The organism is Roseibium sp. RP-7, assembly GCF_053005225.1.
In genome coordinates this window covers 197,857-215,994 of record NZ_JBRKQA010000003.1, presented here as the reverse complement: position 1 = coordinate 215,994, position 18,138 = coordinate 197,857, and the positions used below count along the sequence as shown (strand labels likewise).

At 60.8% G+C, this 18,138-nt stretch carries 17 protein-coding genes; 11 read left to right on the top strand and 6 right to left on the bottom strand.

From position 1 onward, the window contains the following. The first annotated feature begins 9 nt into the window (after positions 1-9). Positions 10-399: a hypothetical protein gene (locus ACVDG9_RS23740; protein WP_235814940.1), complete on the top strand. Its 390-nt coding sequence runs from the start codon at positions 10-12 to the stop codon at positions 397-399. A gap of 75 nt (positions 400-474) precedes the next feature. Here the strand turns inward: ACVDG9_RS23740 and ggt are convergent, their stop codons facing one another. Beyond that, complete coding sequence (gene ggt, locus ACVDG9_RS23735; RefSeq protein WP_062486562.1) at positions 475-2,220, bottom strand: gamma-glutamyltransferase; 1,746 nt, start codon at positions 2,218-2,220, stop codon at positions 475-477. Between the two features lie 188 nt (positions 2,221-2,408). Between ggt and ACVDG9_RS23730 the strand changes: the two genes are divergently transcribed. Then, positions 2,409-2,774 (top strand): c-type cytochrome, encoded by a 366-nt coding sequence (locus ACVDG9_RS23730; RefSeq protein ID WP_447239143.1) that lies wholly within the window; start codon positions 2,409-2,411, stop codon positions 2,772-2,774. 122 nt (positions 2,775-2,896) lie between these two features. Here the strand turns inward: ACVDG9_RS23730 and ACVDG9_RS23725 are convergent, their stop codons facing one another. Next, a complete protein-coding gene (locus tag ACVDG9_RS23725) occupies positions 2,897-3,868 on the bottom strand; it encodes an endonuclease/exonuclease/phosphatase family protein (RefSeq protein WP_228870919.1) in 972 nt (323 codons plus the stop codon). Between the two features lie 109 nt (positions 3,869-3,977). Here ACVDG9_RS23725 and ACVDG9_RS23720 point away from each other — a divergent pair, with 109 nt between their 5' ends. The 3 genes from ACVDG9_RS23720 (at position 3,978) to ACVDG9_RS23710 (ending at position 7,335) form a co-directional block, all read left to right on the top strand. After that, complete coding sequence (locus ACVDG9_RS23720; RefSeq protein ID WP_228870921.1) at positions 3,978-4,376, top strand: YchJ family protein; 399 nt, start codon at positions 3,978-3,980, stop codon at positions 4,374-4,376. 429 nt (positions 4,377-4,805) lie between these two features. Continuing rightward, the gene (locus tag ACVDG9_RS23715; protein ID WP_447239142.1) at positions 4,806-6,227 is read left to right on the top strand and encodes a lipopolysaccharide biosynthesis protein; all 1,422 of its coding nucleotides are present in this window, start codon (positions 4,806-4,808) and stop codon (positions 6,225-6,227) included. Next, on the top strand, positions 6,217-7,335 hold the full coding sequence (locus tag ACVDG9_RS23710; protein WP_447239141.1) for a GNAT family N-acetyltransferase: 1,119 nt from the start codon (positions 6,217-6,219) through the stop codon (positions 7,333-7,335). Before ACVDG9_RS23715 ends, ACVDG9_RS23710 begins: the two co-directional genes overlap by 11 nt. An 11-nt stretch (positions 7,336-7,346) precedes the next feature. Here the strand turns inward: ACVDG9_RS23710 and ACVDG9_RS23705 are convergent, their stop codons facing one another. Next, the gene (locus tag ACVDG9_RS23705; protein WP_447239140.1) at positions 7,347-8,975 is read right to left on the bottom strand and encodes an AMP-binding protein; all 1,629 of its coding nucleotides are present in this window, start codon (positions 8,973-8,975) and stop codon (positions 7,347-7,349) included. A gap of 413 nt (positions 8,976-9,388) precedes the next feature. Between ACVDG9_RS23705 and ACVDG9_RS23700 the strand changes: the two genes are divergently transcribed. Next, positions 9,389-11,395: a methyl-accepting chemotaxis protein gene (locus ACVDG9_RS23700; protein WP_447239139.1), complete on the top strand. Its 2,007-nt coding sequence runs from the start codon at positions 9,389-9,391 to the stop codon at positions 11,393-11,395. An 87-nt stretch (positions 11,396-11,482) separates the two neighbouring features. Here the strand turns inward: ACVDG9_RS23700 and xerD are convergent, their stop codons facing one another. Then, positions 11,483-12,406, bottom strand: a complete 924-nt coding sequence (xerD, locus tag ACVDG9_RS23695) for a site-specific tyrosine recombinase XerD (protein ID WP_062486590.1) — start codon at positions 12,404-12,406, stop codon at positions 11,483-11,485. A gap of 65 nt (positions 12,407-12,471) precedes the next feature. Beyond that, positions 12,472-12,615, bottom strand: coding sequence for a hypothetical protein (locus ACVDG9_RS23690; protein WP_167579543.1), 144 nt, complete (start codon positions 12,613-12,615; stop codon positions 12,472-12,474). Between the two features lie 157 nt (positions 12,616-12,772). Between ACVDG9_RS23690 and ACVDG9_RS23685 the strand changes: the two genes are divergently transcribed. From ACVDG9_RS23685 to ACVDG9_RS23675, 3 genes are read left to right on the top strand one after another with little or no spacing between them, the layout of a single operon-like run. Then, the gene (locus ACVDG9_RS23685) at positions 12,773-13,420 is read left to right on the top strand and encodes a shikimate kinase (protein ID WP_023002799.1); all 648 of its coding nucleotides are present in this window, start codon (positions 12,773-12,775) and stop codon (positions 13,418-13,420) included. 18 nt (positions 13,421-13,438) lie between these two features. Then, positions 13,439-14,587: a 3-dehydroquinate synthase gene (aroB, locus tag ACVDG9_RS23680; protein ID WP_447239138.1), complete on the top strand. Its 1,149-nt coding sequence runs from the start codon at positions 13,439-13,441 to the stop codon at positions 14,585-14,587. Beyond that, positions 14,584-15,924, top strand: a complete 1,341-nt coding sequence (locus ACVDG9_RS23675; RefSeq protein WP_023002801.1) for an HlyC/CorC family transporter — start codon at positions 14,584-14,586, stop codon at positions 15,922-15,924. Before aroB ends, ACVDG9_RS23675 begins: the two co-directional genes overlap by 4 nt. 88 nt (positions 15,925-16,012) lie before the next feature. On the opposite strand, the gene ACVDG9_RS23670 is transcribed toward ACVDG9_RS23675, so the two are convergent. Further along, positions 16,013-16,312, bottom strand: a complete 300-nt coding sequence (locus ACVDG9_RS23670) for a BolA family protein (RefSeq protein ID WP_152505312.1) — start codon at positions 16,310-16,312, stop codon at positions 16,013-16,015. 179 nt (positions 16,313-16,491) lie between these two features. On the opposite strand from ACVDG9_RS23670, the gene ACVDG9_RS23665 reads away from it, so the two are divergent. Together ACVDG9_RS23665 and cobS are read left to right on the top strand one after the other, a co-directional pair. Continuing rightward, positions 16,492-17,082 carry a DnaJ domain-containing protein gene (locus tag ACVDG9_RS23665; protein ID WP_023002804.1) on the top strand — a complete coding sequence of 197 codons (591 nt, stop codon included), beginning with the start codon at positions 16,492-16,494 and terminating at the stop codon, positions 17,080-17,082. Positions 17,083-17,149: 67 nt separating this feature from the next. Further along, the gene (gene cobS / locus ACVDG9_RS23660; RefSeq protein WP_023002805.1) at positions 17,150-18,136 is read left to right on the top strand and encodes a cobaltochelatase subunit CobS; all 987 of its coding nucleotides are present in this window, start codon (positions 17,150-17,152) and stop codon (positions 18,134-18,136) included. Positions 18,137-18,138 lie beyond the last annotated feature (2 nt).

The window sequence follows — 18,138 nt, the reverse complement described above, 5'->3', positions numbered from 1 at the left end:
GAAGCCCTGATGCTTGCCTGGAAACAGCGGCACACGCTCGACATTGCTGAACAGACACTGGCCGAAAAGGGGGATCTGCGGGCGCGGAAGCTCTCGGATCTCGCCAATCGCTTGGACCACCGGCTGGAGCAGGCCGTGCGCCAATTCGCGCAATCAGACCTTCGGGCGCAGGAGATCGTCCGGGACGTTGATGATTTGCGAACCGGGTTTGTCGCGCGGCTCTACGAAGCTGGAGGGATGGAGCCTGCGCTTGCAGCAGATGTTGCTAAAATCGAGTACGCGGCTTTTGTCGGCAGCCAGATTGTCTGGCCGGATATGCCGGCAGATGAGCGTGTTGCCCTCGATCGGCGCTTTGCGCAGCTGGTTGCAATGGCGACAGAAACAGGGTCGAGAAAGTAATCCTCGACCGGAGCTTCATATAAAAAAACCGGGCGCTCGAAGTGCGCCCGGGATAATGCGAAGGCTGTTTATGCCTCAGTAGCCGGCGGAAAGCGCGCCGGGGCGCCGCGGGTCGGAAGCCCCCGCCAGAACACCGTCAACGAGCATGATCGACTGGGTCGACCCCATGGCGTTCTTGACTTCCACTTTGTGCCCACGGGCTTCCAGCAAGCGGATCGTGTCCGGAGAAAGACCTTCCTCGATGCGGATTTCATCCGGCAGCCACTGATTGTGGATGCGCGGAGCAGCCGTCGCCTCGGCGATGTTCATGCCGTGATCGACGACGTTGAGGATGATCTGCAGCGTGGTGGTGATGATACGGCTGCCGCCTGGCGAACCGGTGGCGAGGAACAGCTTGCCGTCCTTGAACACCAACGTCGGGCTCATGGACGAAAGTGGCCGCTTGCCGCCCTCAACCGCGTTGGCCGTTCCGCCAATGAGGCCATAGGCGTTGGGCACACCGGGCTTTGCGGAAAAGTCGTCCAGTTCATTGTTGAGCAAGACCCCCGTGCCGTCGGCGGTCAGGCCGACGCCGTAGGAGAAGTTCAGCGTGTAGGTGTTGGAGACCGCATTGCCGTCCTTGTCGACAACGGAATAATGCGTGGTCTGGTTGCTTTCATAGGGGAAAGGATCGCCGGGCTTCACCTCTTCAGAAGGCGTTGCCACATCCATCTTGATGGATTTCACCAGTTCAGCGGCATAAGCCGGATCGGTCAAACCCTTTACCGGAACATCGACAAAATCCGGGTCGCCCAGATACTTGGAGCGGTCCGCGTAGGCGCGCCGCATCGTTTCGGCCATCACGTGGATGCTGTCTGCAGAGTTCGGACCATATTCGGCAAGCGGATAGCCCTGCAGCATGTTGAGGATCTGCACTATGTGCACGCCGCCGGAAGACGGTGGTGGCATCGATGCGATTTCATAGCCGTGGTAGCTGCCCACGACGGGGTCGCGCCAGACCGGTTTGTATCCGGCCAGGTCTTCCGTGGTCATGCCGCCTCCGGAGGCAGTTACCTTCTGTGCGATCTTTTCGGCAACTTCACCGGTGTAGAACCCGGCTGCCCCCTTGTCGGCGATCAGTTTCAGCGTTGCGGCAAGATCCGTCTGCTTGAGTGTCTCGCCCGGTACGAACGGCAGGCCGCCGGTCTTGTAGAAGATCGCGGCAGTGGCCGGGTCCTGAAGAAGGCGCTTTGCGGATGCGGTCAGCGATGCCGCGAGATCCGGTGTCACTTCGATGCCGTTTTCCGCAAGGTCAATGGCAGGTGCGACCAGCTCTGCCCAGGTCAGCTTGCCACTGCCGTGTTTTTCAAAGGCTTCGGCAAAACCGGCGACCGTGCCCGGCACACCGACAGCAAGACCGGAAAAGCGGGATTTCTGGTTATCGGGTTCGCCGTCTTCTCCCAGGAACATATCCTTGAAGGCTGCGGCAGGTGCCATTTCCCGATAGTCGAGCGCCTTGGTGTCGCCGCTGTCCGCCAGGTGGATCATCATGAAACCACCGCCCCCCAGGTTGCCGGCGCGCGGCAGCGTGACGGCAAGCGCGAAGCCGGTGGCAATGGCGGCATCGACTGCGTTGCCACCTTTCTTCAGGATGTCGACACCGACGCGGCTTGCGACGGCTTCCTGGCTGGCAACCATGCCGTTCTGCGCCGTTTCCGGCTGGAAGCGGTCTTTCAGCGAATAGATCGGCGAATCCTGCGCAGCGAGAGGTGCCGCGATGCCGACAACAAGGGCGGTCGCCAGGGAAACCGCGGCAAAGCTGGATTTGAGAAGATGTTTCATGTGTCTCTCCGGTCGCCTGGATGGCGGGAGTTGGCAAGTGGAGGGCAGGACGCGCAACAGGCGTGGCGCTCTGTCCGACAACTTTAAGTAGTTCTTGATTCAGCGCAAGGCTAGATGATCAGATAGGCTGCAGTCTTGAAGGGACAAGCTGCACGTGGGCCAGAACGCGACTGGTTGAAGGAGGATTCATGAGCAAGGCAATTGCCGTTTCGAAACCGCGTCACCATTCGGGTGTGCGATCATTCCTGGGCGGGGCCACTCTTATGGCTGTCGCCGCCCTCTCCGGTACGAGTGCAGCCGAGGCGGGCGATGCTGCCGCCGGCAAAGCGCTGGCGCTGCAATGGTGCTCTGCCTGCCACCTCGTGTCTGAAGACCAGGATCGCGCCTCCAGCGCGTCGCTGCCAAGCTTTTACGACATTGCGAAGGATCCCGGCTGGACGGAAGAAAAACTTGCGACCTTCCTTGCCGATCCCCATCCGCAAATGCCGAACATGACCCTCGGCAACATCGAAATTGCCAATCTCGCCAGCTACATCGAATCCCTGGTACCCTGAGGTTCTTCGCTACACCAGACCTCGTTGCAAGGGGTGGGGCACGAAGCCCGTCCTTCGAGACTGCGCACTCGTGCCTCGTCAGGACGTGGTCTAGGGGCACCGCAAGATTTGCCACTGGTCCCTTAAAACTCGAACTCGGCCAGCATCGCGGCGTGGAAGGATCCGGCATAGGCGTCTTCATCCGCGTCGAAGACTTCATCCGGAAGACCGACATTGAACACCTTGAAGTCAACCGTTCGGTGGGCGACGGATGCGCTGGCCAGAATGTGGTCCAGCGCCTGTCCCTTGCCCTTGTGAATGACGGTCTGGCGCTTTTCCGGCGGCAATGAAGCGTCCAGCTGGTAGAGGCGGCGCGCGGCAAGTTGCGGCGAACAGGTGTCGTCCGGGTCGGCGCGCAGCAGCCTCAAGGTTCCGGTTTCCCCGGTCGCGTTGAAATCACCCGCCAGGACGATCTGGCTATCCTCGTTTGCATCGAAAAGGTCTTCCACCGCAAGGCGCAGTTCGAGTGCCTGGGCGGTCTGTTTCAACACTGATAGCTGATACCCTTCCGCCCATGCGGAAACGGATGTCCACGTGCGGTCCTCTGCCTTGCCGCCGCGTATCATCGCGGCGATTGGCGCCCGCAAATGTACGCAGAAGACGTGCAGGGGGCGGCCGGTGCCGATGTCGATTTCCACCTGCAGAACGGGCCTGTCGAACAGGATCGTCTGCGGACTGCGATAGGCCGGTACAGCGGTTTTGGGCTGCCAGTGCGGCGGGTGGGCATGTGCCTGGTAAAGACTTAGGCACCTGGTTATCGGAAAGCGAGAGAGAACCACCAGGTTATGGCGGTCGCCGGGACCTTTCCCCGAAGGTCGTTCGCTGGTTGCCCGGTGAAATTTCTCGTACGGCGTTCCCTCCAGAAGAAGTTCCAGCGCCTGGAACTGCCGTGCTGAGACACCTTTCCGTTTCTGCGCGTTGACTTCCTGCAGACAAAGGATGTCGGCCTCAAGCTCCAGAATCTTTGGCCGAAGCGCGTCCAGCCGGGGTGTCAGTGCGTCCGGATCATGCCGGTCCGCACCAAAGGATTCCATGTTGAAGGTGGCAAGTCTCATTCAGCAGGCCCGAAGCTGGAAAGCGTACCTGAAACCATAGCCGCGCATCGGGCCAAGTGGTAGAGAGCGCAGATGCAGGAATGAGCCGACCAAAGACGGGGAGAGGCAAATGAGTGGAGAGGGATGCCCCTGTGGCAGCGGCAAGGGGTTCGATCTGTGCTGTGAACCTTATCTTGCTGGAAAGGCCCTGCCCGAAACCGCAGAGGCCTTGATGCGCTCGCGTTACAGTGCTTACGTCCGGCAACTCATTCCGTATCTGAAGGAAACGCTCTGGCCGAAGTATCAGCCGAGTTTCGATGCGCAAGGCACCGCGCGCTGGGCGGCGGAAAGCCACTGGACGGGCCTCAGTGTGTTGGCCACCGACAAGGGCGGGCCTGCCGACAGGGACGGCACCGTTCTTTTCGAGGCAAAATACCTGTCCGGCGGCAAGCTTCACGTGCACCGCGAACTGAGCCGTTTTCGCAAGAAAAGCGGTCGCTGGTATTATGTGGAAGCCGTGCCGGAATAGGTCGGCTGGCTGTCTTCATTTTTGACTTTGAAAAAATCGTCCGGTCCCTGCGATTGGCGGCGGGAGCAGGGACCGGACCAATTTGCAGATAGAAGGGGAGGCAGCCCTCAACATCCGCAACAAGGAGATCGGGAAAGCCCGCGGCAGGGTCAGCCGAGGGTGGTCGACAGGGTCGAATCGAATCTCGTTCTCGATTTGTTCTCATTAGCATGATTCCCGGTGCCGGTGTCAAGCAGGGAAGCTGTCTTCATGGATGTCCGAACGCTGAGAACGGAATTGGCAGGATAGAAGGTAAAATCAACGTCTTGACCAACTTTCCATCGTCCTCACACATCTGTGAAACGTTGCTGGCTGCGTTTGACTGATCGCCATAGAATATTAAGTCACTCATGTCACAAATACGGAAGAGTACTCATAAGGGACCCCTACGTGCGTTTTTCCGCCAACTCCTGGACCAAGCGTTTGCAAGGCATCGCCTCGCCTCTGGGATTGGGGAAGGGTGCTGATCAGATCCTGGAGTTCCTGAAGGGAAGTGGAAGCGAACGGCACGCTGCGGGCCGGATGGCGGTATCGACCTTTGCGGTGCGGATCGCCGGTGCAGCGCTCGCCTATCTGTCGCAAATCGTGCTCGCGCGCCTGTTGGGGGCGCATGACTATGGCCTCTATTCGGTTGCCTGGACTTTCGTGATCGTTCTGGGTGTCATGGCCTGCGGCGGCTTTTCCACCTCTGCCAGCAGGTTCATCCCGCAATATCTGCAGAACCGGGACATGGCGCGCCTGCGCGGGTTCTTGCGAACGAGCCGGCAAATGGCGTTTTTTCTCGGGGGCGCTGCGGCGGCCATAGGCATCGGCTGTCTCGCCCTGTTTCGCCCGCTTATTGATACGTCCTATTTCCAGCCCTTGTCGGTCGTCCTGCTGGCGCTGCCCTTCTTTGCCTTCGGACTGGTGCAGGACGGTATCGCGCGCAGCTACGACTGGTCGTCGCTGGCAATGCTGCCAACCTATATCTGGCGGCCGCTGGCGATCCTGTTCTTGCTGGTCGGTGCCGTTCTGGCCGGGTTTCGGCCCGATGCACTGACAGCTGCCATCGTGGCCGTCGTGGCAACGGCGCTGGTCGCGCTTTACCAGTTTGTGCATCTTCGCAGGCGGCTGGGCCCACGCGTTCCGAAGGGGCCGTACAAGGTCGAGTTTAGATCCTGGCTGGCGGTGTCCATGCCGATGCTGATGGTCGACGGTTTTCTGCAGCTGATCACCAGTGCTGACGTGATCATGGTGAGTTTCTTTCAGGATCCGGACGAGGTTGCGGTCTATTTCGCTGCATCCAGAACCCTGGCGCTGGTGCATTTTGTCTATTTCGCCGTAAGGGCCGCCTCGGCGCATCGCTTCTCCAGCTACACCCACAATAAGGATCTTTCGGGGCTTGCCGGTTACATGCGGCAGGCAACTCTCTGGACCTTCTGGCCGTCTGTGGCCGCGGGCGTGGGGCTGCTTCTGATCGCGCCGCTTCTGCTTGCTCTTTTCGGCAGCGATTTTGAAAGCGGCTACGAGCTGATCGCCCTCCTGATGATCGGCGTGCTTGCGCGCGCATCCGTCGGTCCGGCCGACGCGCTTCTGACGATGACAGGGCACCAGAACACCTGCGCCGGCATTTATGCCGGGACATTTGTTCTCAATGTCGTCCTCAATCTTGTTCTGATCCCGCTGCTCGGCCTTGCCGGAGCGGCCATTGCCACAAGTCTTGCGATCCTTTTTGAGGCCACTGCCCTTGCGGTTGTGGCAAAACGGAAGCTCAATATCACGACGTTCGTTTTGCCCTTGCTTTTCGCCAGGAACCGTCCGGTTGACCAATGATACGCTCTCTTCCGTGCAGCTCGAGGTCTTGTCCCTCGATCCGTTGAGCGCCGCCATACCGCTTGAGGACTGGCAGACGCTTTGTGCGGCTGCCCTCAGTCCGAACCCTTTCTTTGGTCCGGATTTCCTTCGTCCGTTTCTGGAAAAGATGAGCAAACAGGCGGTACGACTTGTCGTGGTCCGGGAGCGGCCGGGTGGCCGCTGGCTGGTGGCGGCCCCCGTCGGCCGACGTCGTTTTGGATTGGCCGTTGCGGTCAACACCACCTGGGCAAGCGAATACGCGCCGCTCGGAACACCGCTGATCCACCCGGACGCTGGTGCCGAGGCAATCGCCGCTTTCATCAATGCCGCCAGAGAGCCCGGGAATGCGCTCGCCATCCCCTATCTGCCGCTTCATTCCCAGTCGGCAACGCGCTTGAGGGCGGTGGGCGCGGGAAAGAAGTCGGTTCTGGCGAAGTCCTTCCGGGCGAGCCACGGCGCCGGAGCCACAGGCAAGTCACAACTTGCCGAGGCTGACAGCGGCAAGAGGCGCAAGGAAATGCGCCGGCTGATGCGCCGGCTGGGTGACCACGGCAAGACCTCCTTCCGCAGTCTGTCCGGATCTGATGCCGTTGCCGGGTTCGAAGCCTTTCTGGAGCTCGAGGCCTCCGGCTGGAAGGGCCGGTCCGGAACCGCGCTGGGCAGTCAGTCCGGGACGGCGGACTTTGCCCGCACGGCCGTCGCCAATCTGGCAAGTCGAAACGGGGTCCGGATCGACCAGCTCTGGTCGGGACAGACACTGGTTGCCGCCCTGGTGCTGTTTCAGCAGTCCGGCAAGGTGTATTCCTGGAAGATCGCCTTTGACGAGGAGTTTGCCCGCTATTCTCCCGGCGCCCAGATCGCGCTGCAGGCCTTGAAGATCAATCTCGCCATTCCTGGCTTCAGGGGAGCGGATTCCCTGGCCATTCCCGGGCATTCGATGATCGAGCCCTTGTGGCGAGGCCGGCTGGAAACCGGCACGATGCTTTTTGCCGATGGCCTGAAGCGGTCGTTGTGCAAGACGGACCTGAAGCTTGAACAAGCCCTGCGCCGAGCTGCACGGACGCTGAGAAAGCGCCTGCGCGCCTGAAACGGGCGATCCTAGCCTTCAACGCTCTCCAGGTCCCGCAATTTCCTGCGAATGATCTTGCCGGTGGTGGTCATGGGCAACGAGGTGACGAATTCGATTTCCCGCGGATATTCATGGGCCGACAGACGTTCGCGGACGAAAGTGCGGATATCGTTTTCCAGAGCTGCGCTTTTTTCCGTGCCTGGCTTCAGGACGATGAAGGCCTTGACGATTTCCGTGCGCAGCGGATCCGGTTTGCCGACAGCCGCGGCAAGCGCGATCGACGGATGCTTCAGCAGGCAATCCTCGATCTCGCCGGGGCCGATCCGGTAGCTTGCCGAGGTGATGATGTCGTCGTCGCGGCCAACGAAATGGACGTAGCCGTCCTCGTCCATCAGGCCCTGGTCGCCGGTGATCATCCAGTCTCCGATGAACTTCTCCCGCGTCGCCTCCGGCTTGTTCCAGTATTCCAGGAACATTACCGGGTCCGGCCGACGGATGGCGATCTGGCCGAGGGTTTCTGCCGGCAGCTCATTGCCTTCATCGTCGATGATCGCAACCTGATGGCCAGGCGTTGCCTTGCCGATGGCGCCAGAGCGGCTGACGCCAAGTGCGGCCGCAGAACCGAGCACTGCGTTACATTCCGTCTGGCCATAGAATTCATTGACGTTGAAGCCGAATTCCGTAGCGAACCAGTCATAGGTTTCCCTGCCGAGGGATTCTCCGGCAGAGCCGACGCTGCGCCAGGTGAGGTCGAAGCGCTCGGCCGGACGCTCCACAGCGCGCAGCATCTTCAAAGCCGTCGGCGGAATGAAGGCATTGCGGATCTTCTGTCTTTCAAGCAGATGGAAGGCGAATTCCGGGTCGAACTTGCGAGACGCGTGGCAGACCACCGGCACGCCGAGAGACAGAGCCGGAAACAGCGCATTCAGCAAGCCGCCTGCCCAGGCCCAGTCTGCGGGCGTCCAGAGCAAGTCACCTTCACGGCCGAGGAAATTCTGCGAAAGCTCGATGCCGGGCATATGGCCGAGCAGCACCCGGTGGCCATGCAACACGCCCTTGGGCTGCCCCGTGGTGCCGGATGTGTAGATCATCAAAGCCGGATCGTCGGGTGTGGTCGCAAGGGTCCGGTAGGTGTCGGACGCCTTGTCCAGCAGATCTTCAAACCCGAACACGCCGGTTTCCGGTCCGTCGACCGAGATCACCAGATCGAGGCCGGGCAGGTCAGACCGGATTTCCGCAAGCTTTGCCAGGCCGGCCGTGTCAGTCACCAGAACGCGGGCGCCGGAATCTGAGAGCCGGTAGCGCAGCGCCTCCAGCCCGAACAGGGCTGCCAGAGGCACTGCAATTGCGCCGGTCTTGTAGGCCGCCAGATGTGCGATGGCGGTTTGTGGGATCTGCGGCAGAAGCAGGGCAACCCGTTCGCCGCGGTTGAGCCCGAGGCCTTCAAGGGCGTTGGCAAGGCGATTGGCCGCCCGGTTCAGCGCAAGATGGCTCCAGTCCCGGCAGGAACCGTTCTCGAGAACCTGACGGATCGCGAGGCGCTCCGGGTCTCTTGCAGCCCATTCATCGCTGACTGCTGCGGCCATGTTGTAGGTTGCGGGCCGAGGCCAGCGGAATGTCTCTCTCAGCGCGTCGTAGTTGCCAGTAGGCTGCAGCATTTCAGAGCGTCCGGTGCTTCAATTTTGAGCAGCGGAGTGTAGGGCGGTCATTGCTGCAGCGCAATAGAGCCGAAATCCATCCTTTGAAAGCAGCGATGAAATCCTTAACCGGACTTCTGAAACACGCCGGCAAGTGTGGCTGGAATAAAATCTTATACTGTCATTATTCCTTATAAATTATCGGTTGTCCGAGTGGGTCAGCCATGCGCGATGGTCCTGAAATCGTTAACGCCCACCTGCGTGAAACAGGGGCATAACGCCACCATTCCGGTTGGTCTTTGACTGCGATTTTGTGGTGAGAAAATCAGCATCCGGTAGCAACGTGTTCACTAATAAATGCGAGATTTCCTTAACTTATGAGGATCAAAATCCCGCCAGGATAAAAAATAGTCCGGCTGGGGACCTGTAGATCCATGAAGATGTTTGGGCAGTCCGCGCTCGCTCGTGTCGGCGCGCTTTCCGTGAAACTGAAAATCCTTTCTCTAAGCCTTCTGACCGCAATCGGCATGTTGACGATCGGCGGGGTGTTCTGGTGGAGCCAGAACGAGGTGGCCGGAGCCTTCAACAAGCTTGATCAAAGCGCGGGACTGGCGCGCAGCGTTGCTGATCTTTCAGATATTGCGAACGGCATGCGCAACATCGGCAAGGGCTATCTGGCGCGGCCGGAGGAAAAGGATCACGAACTTTTCGAGGCCAAGCTCAGTGAGGCGCATGGGGTTCTGGATGACATCTCCGCCAAGCCTGTTGCCGCAGCCTTCAATGCGGAGATCGCAGACGTTCGCGACACGCTTGACGGGGCGTCGGGTGCCTTTTCGTCGCTCAATACCGTTCAGCGGGAAATCGGCTTCAATTCCGAAACAGGCCTTCGAGCAACTCTCAGCGAAAACGCCGACGAGGTGCTGAAGCGCCTGAAGAAGGAAATGCGCTTCGGTGGCGGTCCGGACTTCGAGAAGATGGTCACCACCATGCTCGATGTTCAGTTGTCGGAAAAGAAATTCATTCTCGACCGCAACGACGTTGCCCTCGGCAACTTCGAGGTGGCTTTCGGTCGGTATGAGCGCCTGTTGAAGAAGGCTTATCTGCCGAACGAGATCAAGGACGACGTCGGCACCAAGATGGCGATCTACCGGGAAGCGTTCGACGCCTATACGGCGGCGGTGGCCGAAAAGGACAAGTCGATCGAACTTCTGGAAACGCTGTTCGATCTCGTGCCGCCACGCCTGGAAGCGCTCAACAACGCCGCGCGCGACGCCGAACTGGCAGCCGAGCAGGATCTTGAAACCGTCCGGGCCTACTCGACCCTCGCCGTTGTCAGCGTGATCGCCGCTTTCCTGGTGTTCGGCGTCCTGGCCGGAATGCTCATCGGCCGGTCGATCGCCAATCCGCTTTCGCGTCTCCAGAACGCCATGGAAGAACTGGCGTCCGGGCATGTGGACGTCAATCTGCCTGCCGCCAAAGGCAGTGTCGAAATCGCCGCCATGGCGCGCACCGTTTCCGTTTTCCAGGAAAACGCTGTCGAACGGCAGCGCCTCGCGGCCGCATCGGAAGAAGAAAACGCGCAGCGCGACGCCCGTGTGGCCCGTCTTGAATCACTGATCGCCAATTTCGAGGCAACGGTCGGGCAGGCTCTGGAAAGTCTCGACCGGTCTACCTCTGACCTGACGCAGACCTCTGCCGCCGTCGAAGCCGCGGCGGACGATGTTGCCCAGCAGGCGGACCGGGCCGGCAACGCCGTGCGGGTGGCTGCTGAAAACGTCAACTCGGCCGCATCTGCCAGCGAGGAACTGGCAGCGTCTATCAACGAGATCTCCAACCAGGCGTCAAACTCCACGACGGTGGCCAAGAAGGCGGTTGCCAGCGCGGAAGGCACGTCCCAGACCATGGGGCAACTGTCCCGCGCGGCCGACCGGATCGGCGAAGTCATGGGGCTGATCCGCGATATCGCCAATCAGACCAATCTCCTGGCGCTCAACGCTACCATCGAGGCTGCCCGGGCAGGCGAGGCCGGCAAGGGCTTTGCGGTCGTGGCCGCCGAAGTGAAGCAGCTTGCGGACCAGACCTCGCGTGCGACGGAAGATATCGCCAGCCAGGTGGAAGCAATCCAGATGTCGTCGAGCCATGCGCTTGAAGCGATCGATGAGGTGACCGGTATCATCTCCGAAATGGAAGGCCTGGCCTCGGCCGTGGCATCGGCCGTCATTCAGCAGGATGCCGCGGTTCAGTCCATCGCCAAGAACGTGGTCGATGCCTCGACCCGCTCGCATGAAGGGGCCGAATGCATGACCGCGGTCGGTTCCGCCACCGAACACGCCCGGGCAACCGGCGGCGAGGTCGAGCAGCTGGCAACGTCGCTGTCCGAACAGGCAGCCCTTATCCGCAGCGAGATCTCCAACTTCCTTTCCGGTGTTCGCGCGGCCTGACCGCGAGACACCACGACGAACAAGGCCAGCCTTCCGCCAGGAAGGCTGGTATTTTTGTGTTTCGCGAGGTTGTGGCTGCGGAAAGAATTACTTCTTCGCAAGGGGATGTGCACTTTCCACCAGTTCGCGCAGGCGTTCGTCCAGGACGTGGGTGTAGATCTGCGTCGTGGAAATGTCCGCATGGCCCAGCAACTGCTGCACCACTCTGAGGTCGGCACCGTTCTGCAACAGGTGGGAAGCGAATGCGTGGCGCAGCACGTGCGGGGAAATCTTGCCGGCATCGAGACCGGCGGCGACGGCAAGGTCCTTCAGGTCTCGTGCAAAATGCTGGCGCGTCAGGTGTCCGCTGTCGCCATGGGAGGGAAACAGCCACGGGCTTTTTTCGTACGCCCCTTCGGCAGCACGCAGACCGACGTAGTCCTTCATGGCAGCCTGGGCAGCGCGGGACAGCGGCACCAGCCGCTCCTTGCCGCCCTTGCCCCTGATTTCGATCAGGCGGGCGTCCCTGAGCGCAGCGGTAACCGGCAGGGCAACCAGTTCCGAAACGCGCAAGCCGGTCGCATAAAGCACTTCGATAAGTGTGTACATGCGCTGCGTACGCAAGCGTGCCGCCGCGCTTTTCTGGGGCTTTTCGGTTTCCGCCCTGGCGGTTTCGATCAGCCTGTCGACGTCTTCCATCGACAGCACCTTGGGCAGGCTCGCGCGTTTTTTCGGGGCGGACAATGTGCGGGTCGGGTCATCTTCCCGGGAGCCCTCCGCGTAAAGGAACTTGTAGAACTGCTTCAGCGCGGACAAGCGTCTTGCCTGCGAGGTCTCGGCAAATCCGCGCCGGTTGAGATCGCCCAGGTAGGCCGAAATGTCTTCGGATTGCGCTGATGCAAGGGTTTTTCGGCCGAGGAAGCCTGAAAAATCCTCCAGGTCGCGTCGGTATCCGGCCAGCGTGTTTTCTGCCGCGCCGCGTTCGGCGGCCAGCATTTCGAGGAAGTTTTCAAGATCGAAACCGGTTGCCATTGCGTATGCCTTCGCAAAGGACCTGAAACTTGTCCCGTTGATAACCCGCCATTTGAAAGCGTGCGCTAGCGGCCGAAGCCGTCTTTCTTCACCCTAACCTCGATTTCCCGTTCACGCGGATCGACAAGGTTGGCCAGGGAGTAGATCGCGCCATAACCGAGCGCGCCGAGCAGCAGCAGCACGAGCAACAGGCGGGTCAGGGTCGGCACGTCGGCTGTCTCCAGGTCAGGGCGTCGGTCCGCTCACGGGCAAGCGAATCGGATAGGCGATTGTTTCAACAAGGCGGGGGCGCATGCAAGGCAAAGCAGCAGTCCGGCAAGCGGAGTTCCCCCGTGTCTTTTTTGACGAATATGCTAAAACGCCGCCATGACAGAACACGACAAGGCGCGGTCTTCCGAAGGAGGATCCGCGGAGACAGACGTAAAACCCGTTGATCTGGCCCGCCTGGTAGCTGCCCTGGGGCATCGGTCCATCGTTCTGGTGGGAATCATGGGCTGTGGCAAGTCGACCGTCGGCAAGCGGCTGGCGCACCGGCTGGGCCTTGAATTTGTCGACGCCGATACCGAAATCGAGCGCGCGGCCAACATGAGCGTGGCGGAAATTTTCGCCGAACACGGCGAGCCTTATTTTCGCAGCGGTGAAGAACGGGTGATCGCCCGTCTTCTGCGTGAAGGACCGCAGGTGCTGGCAACGGGCGGCGGCGCTTTCATGAGCGAGGCAACGCGGGCGGAAATCGCCGAGCTTGGCCTGTCCATCTGGCTGAAAGTCGATTTCGACACGGTCATGGCACGGGTCCGGCGCAGGTCCACGCGTCCACTGCTGCAAAACCCCGATCCCGAGGGAACGATGCGCAAGCTGATGGCTGACCGCGAGCCCGTCTATGCCAAGGCGGCCCTGACGGTCACCTCCAAGGACGTTCCGCATGAGGCGGTGGTCGATCAGATCGTCGCCACCCTTGCGGATCACCTGTTCGAACGCGAGGCCACCAGCGCCGCGCAAACATCAATGACCTGAATTTAGAAGCGTGACGGCATGGTAGACACGGTAGTGGCAAAAGCATTGTTGGGCCGGGACGAGAAAATCGTCCGGGTCGATCTTGGCGCGCGCAGTTACGACATCAAGATCGGTCGGGGGCTGCTTGAAGGAGCGGGAGCGGAAATCGCCGCCGTTATGCCCGGCGCGCGTCTTGCGGTCGTTGCCGATGAAACCGTTGCGGGCCTTCATCTGAAGGCTTTTTCGCAGAGCCTCAAGGCTGCCGGTCTGGAGCACACCGCCATCACGGTGCCGGCAGGCGAAAGCACCAAATGCTTCCGCGAATTCGAACGCCTGTGCGACGAGGTTCTGGCCGCCCGGCTGGAGCGCGGTGACGCGGTCGTTGCCCTTGGCGGCGGTGTCGTCGGTGACCTGACGGGCTTTGTCGCTTCGGCCGTGCGCCGTGGCATGGCCTTCATTCAGGTGCCGACCACGCTTCTTGCCCAGGTCGACAGTTCCGTCGGCGGCAAGACCGGCATCAATTCACGTCATGGCAAGAACCTGATCGGCGCTTTCCACCAGCCCGCCCTGGTGCTGGCCGATACCGCCATTCTGGATACGCTGCCGCTGCGCGACTTCCGCGCCGGTTATGCGGAAGTCGCCAAATACGGGCTCCTGGGTGATGCGGATTTCTTCACCTGGCTGGAGACCAACTGGCAGGCGGTTTTTGCAGGTGGCGCGGAACGGGACGAGGCCGTCGCAAGGTCCTGTCAGGCAAAGGCGGATGTGGTTGCTGCCGACGAGCTGGAATCCGGCCGCAGGGCGCTCCTCAATCTGGGGCACACGTTCGGCCACGCCCTGGAATCGGCGGTCGCCTACGAGACCGAGCGTCTGGTCCATGGCGAAGGCGTTTCCATCGGCATGATGCTGGCACATGAATTCTCTCAGCGCCTCGGCCTGATCGGCGAGGACACCGTCGAACGTGTCCACAAGCATCTGAGCGATGTCGGCCTGCCAGTGCGGGTGCAGGACATCCCCGGTCAGCTGCCACCGGCTGAAACGCTCATGGATATCATCGCGCAGGACAAGAAGGTCAGCCGGGGGGCGCTGACCTTCATTCTGACGCGCGGTATCGGCGAAGCCTTTGTCGAAAAAGGCGTCGATCCCGCACTGGTCTCTGACTTCCTGAAGGAGAAACTCGAGGCATGACGGAAACGGCTCTCTGGCTGGCGATTGTCGCCATCTTCGTTCTCCTGTTCCTGTCCGGCTTCTTTTCCGGTTCGGAAACTGCGCTCACCGCCGCATCGCGCGCGCGCATGCACCAGATGGAAAAAACCGGCGACTGGCGCGCCCGGGTGGTCAGCCTGCTGATCGCCAACCGGGAACGTCTGATCGGCGCGCTGCTCCTGGGTAACAACCTGGTCAACATTCTGGCGTCTGCGCTGGCAACCAGTGTGTTCCTGTCCCTGTTCGGCGACGCTGGCGTTGCGCTTGCCACCCTGGTGATGACCGCCCTCGTTCTGGTTTTTGCCGAAGTGCTGCCGAAGACCTGGGCCATTTCGAATCCGGAGCGGTTTGCGCTGGCGGTGGCGCCGATCGTACGCTTCGTGGTGGCCGTGTTCGGTCCGATCGTGGTCGGGGTGGAGTGGATTGTCCGCAACATCCTGAAGCTGGTTGGCGTCAATATCGGCGACGACACCTCGATCCTGTCGCCGCATGAGGAACTGCGCGGCGCCGTCGATCTGCAGCATATCGAAGGTGGCCTGGAAAAGGGTGAGCGCGACCGCCTCGGCGGTTTGCTCGACCTGGCAGAACTGGAAGTCTCGGACGTGATGGTTCACCGCACCAACATGGTGGCGCTGAATGCGGACGATGCGCCGGACAAGCTGGTGAACGCGGCTCTGGCATCGCCCTATACCCGCCTGCCGCTCTGGCGCGGGGAGAGCGACAATTTCGTCGGCGTGCTGCATGCCAAGGATCTGCTGCGTGCGTTGCAGGCGGCCGGTGGCGATGCTGCGAAGATCAACGTTCTGGATATCGCTGCCCCGGCCTGGTTCGTTCCCGACACGACCTCGCTTCAGGATCAGCTCAATGCATTCCTGCGCCACAAGTCCCATTTCGCGCTCGTGGTTGACGAGTATGGCGAGGTGATGGGCCTGGTCACGCTGGAAGACATTCTGGAAGAAATCGTCGGCGAGATCGCCGATGAGCACGACGTGGAGCTGGAAGGCCTGCGGCCGCAAGCCGATGGTTCGGTGATTGTCGACGGCTCGGTGCCGATTCGCGACCTCAACCGCGCTGCCGACTGGAGCCTGCCGGACGACGAGGCGACCACAATCGCCGGTCTGGTCATTCACGAAGCACGGATGATTCCGGACGAGCGCCAGATCTTCACCTTCCACGGCTTCCGCTTCACGGTGCTGCGGCGGGAGAAGAACCGCATCACGCGGCTGCGCATCATGCCGCTTGGCCAGATACCCGGCGTCAAGATGCCGGCCGGAGCTGCCCAGGCCGTTGCGGGAGCAGCTGCGAAAGCAGGCACCTGAGCCAAGAATCCACCCGGCTTCAAAGGCCGGGTGGAGCTAGCCAGGCTGATTTGTGGCTGGTTGGAAGATCAGTAAAAAGGCGAGCCTGTCAACCGCCCGAAACCCGAGCCGCGCGGGGATCCGGTTCGCTGTCAGCGCGGATTTCCAGCGCCAGGGCGTGCACTCCGCCGGCAATTTCGTCTGCAAGCAGGTCGTTGATCGCCCGGTGCCTCGCCACGCGGTTCATGCCTTCGAAAGCGGCTGCGGCGATCTGTACCCGGAAGTGGGTTTCGCCGCCCTCGCGCCAGCCACCGTGGCCCCTGTGCTTTTCCGACTCGTCGATGACGTTCAGAAAAGACGGCGAGAAGGCTGCGGAGAGTTTGTCGGTGATCGTCTGCTTTGTGCTCATGTGTCTCACTTGGCGTAGCTGTTTTCGAAGTTCAAGTCTTTCGTGGTCCGGCCCTGCCTGATACAGTGCCGGGCTCTTCGACTTTCGAAATCCGGTGCGGGGAAATTAACTTTGGATACCGGGACAATGCAACGGCCTGCGGCTTGCCCGTCGGCCCTCACACTTCAATATTTCGGCGCATGAAACTGGACTCAAAACTCTTCGACAGCATCCGTGTGAAACCGGACAAGGAACGGGTGGAACAGGACCGCCATCCTTCGTGCGACCATCCGGGTTGCAAGCGGCCAGGCACGCACCGGGCGCCGAAAGGGCGTGACCGGGAGGGGCAGTATTTCAATTTCTGCGTCGACCATGTGCGCGAATACAACAAGTCCTACAACTATTTTACAGGTATGGGCGACGACGACGTGCGCACCTATCAGAAGGACAGTCTGACGGGGCACCGGCCGACCTGGAAAATGGGCGTAAACCGGCAGGCAGCCGAGGGGCCGGACGGGTTCGACGCCCGCTCCAGCATGCGCTCCAATGCGCAGCGGCGCACCGAGCAAGTTCGGCGACCGCGCGAAAGAAAGCTACTAACGCTTGAAAAACGTTCCCTGGATGTGCTCAATCTGCCTTACACAGCCCGTGGCGCCGAAATCAAAGCGCGCTATAAGGAGCTTGTTAAATTGAACCATCCGGATGCCAATGGCGGTGACAGGTCTTCCGAAGACCGCCTGCGGGAAATCATTCAGGCGTATAACGTTCTGAAAAAAGCCGGTTTCCTTTAGAGCCTGCAGGGTCCTGCCGGCTTTTCCCAAACGACCCTTCCCGAACTTCCGGGACTGCGGAGGACTGATGACTGAGACGACGACTGCGGCCATGGCCATGCCGGACACTGAAATTTCCGTAGAAGAGGTTTTCGGTTTCAAGTCCGACCTCAAGGTACCTGCATTTTCCGCGCCGTCAGAACATGTGCCCGAGCGTGACGAAGACTACCTGTTCGACCGCGCGACCACGTTGGCGATCCTGGCGGGTTTTGCCCATAACCGGCGCGTGATGGTGACCGGGTATCACGGTACCGGTAAATCGACCCACATCGAGCAGGTGGCGTCGCGTCTCAACTGGCCGTGTATCCGCGTCAACCTGGACAGCCATATTTCCCGTATCGATCTGGTCGGCAAGGACGCGATCGTGATCAAGGACGGCAAGCAGGTCACCGAGTTTCGCGACGGGATCCTGCCCTGGGCCTATCAGCACAATGTCGCGCTGGTCTTCGACGAATACGACGCCGGCCGTCCGGACGTGATGTTCGTGATCCAGCGTATCCTGGAATCTTCCGGCCGCCTGACGCTGCTCGACCAGAGCCGGGTCATCCGTCCGCATGCCGCCTTCCGGCTGTTCGCCACCGCCAACACGGTCGGTCTCGGCGATACCTCCGGTCTTTATCACGGCACGCAGCAGATCAACCAGGCGCAGATGGACCGTTGGTCGATCGTCACCACGCTGAACTACCTGCCGCATGACAACGAGGTGGATATCGTTCTGTCGAAGGCCAAGCACTTCCAGTCGGACGAAGGCCGTAACACCGTTTCCAAGATGGTGCGCCTGGCGGACATGACCCGGAACGCCTTCATCAACGGCGACCTGTCCACGGTCATGAGCCCGCGTACGGTCATTACCTGGGCGGAAAATGCCCAGATTTTCGGCGATGTCGGCTTTTCCTTCCGTCTGACCTTCCTCAACAAGTGCGACGACATGGAACAGTCCCTGGTGGCCGAGTTCTATCAGCGCTGCTTCGGTGAAGATCTGCCGGAATCCTCCGTCAACGTAGTCATGAGCTGAGG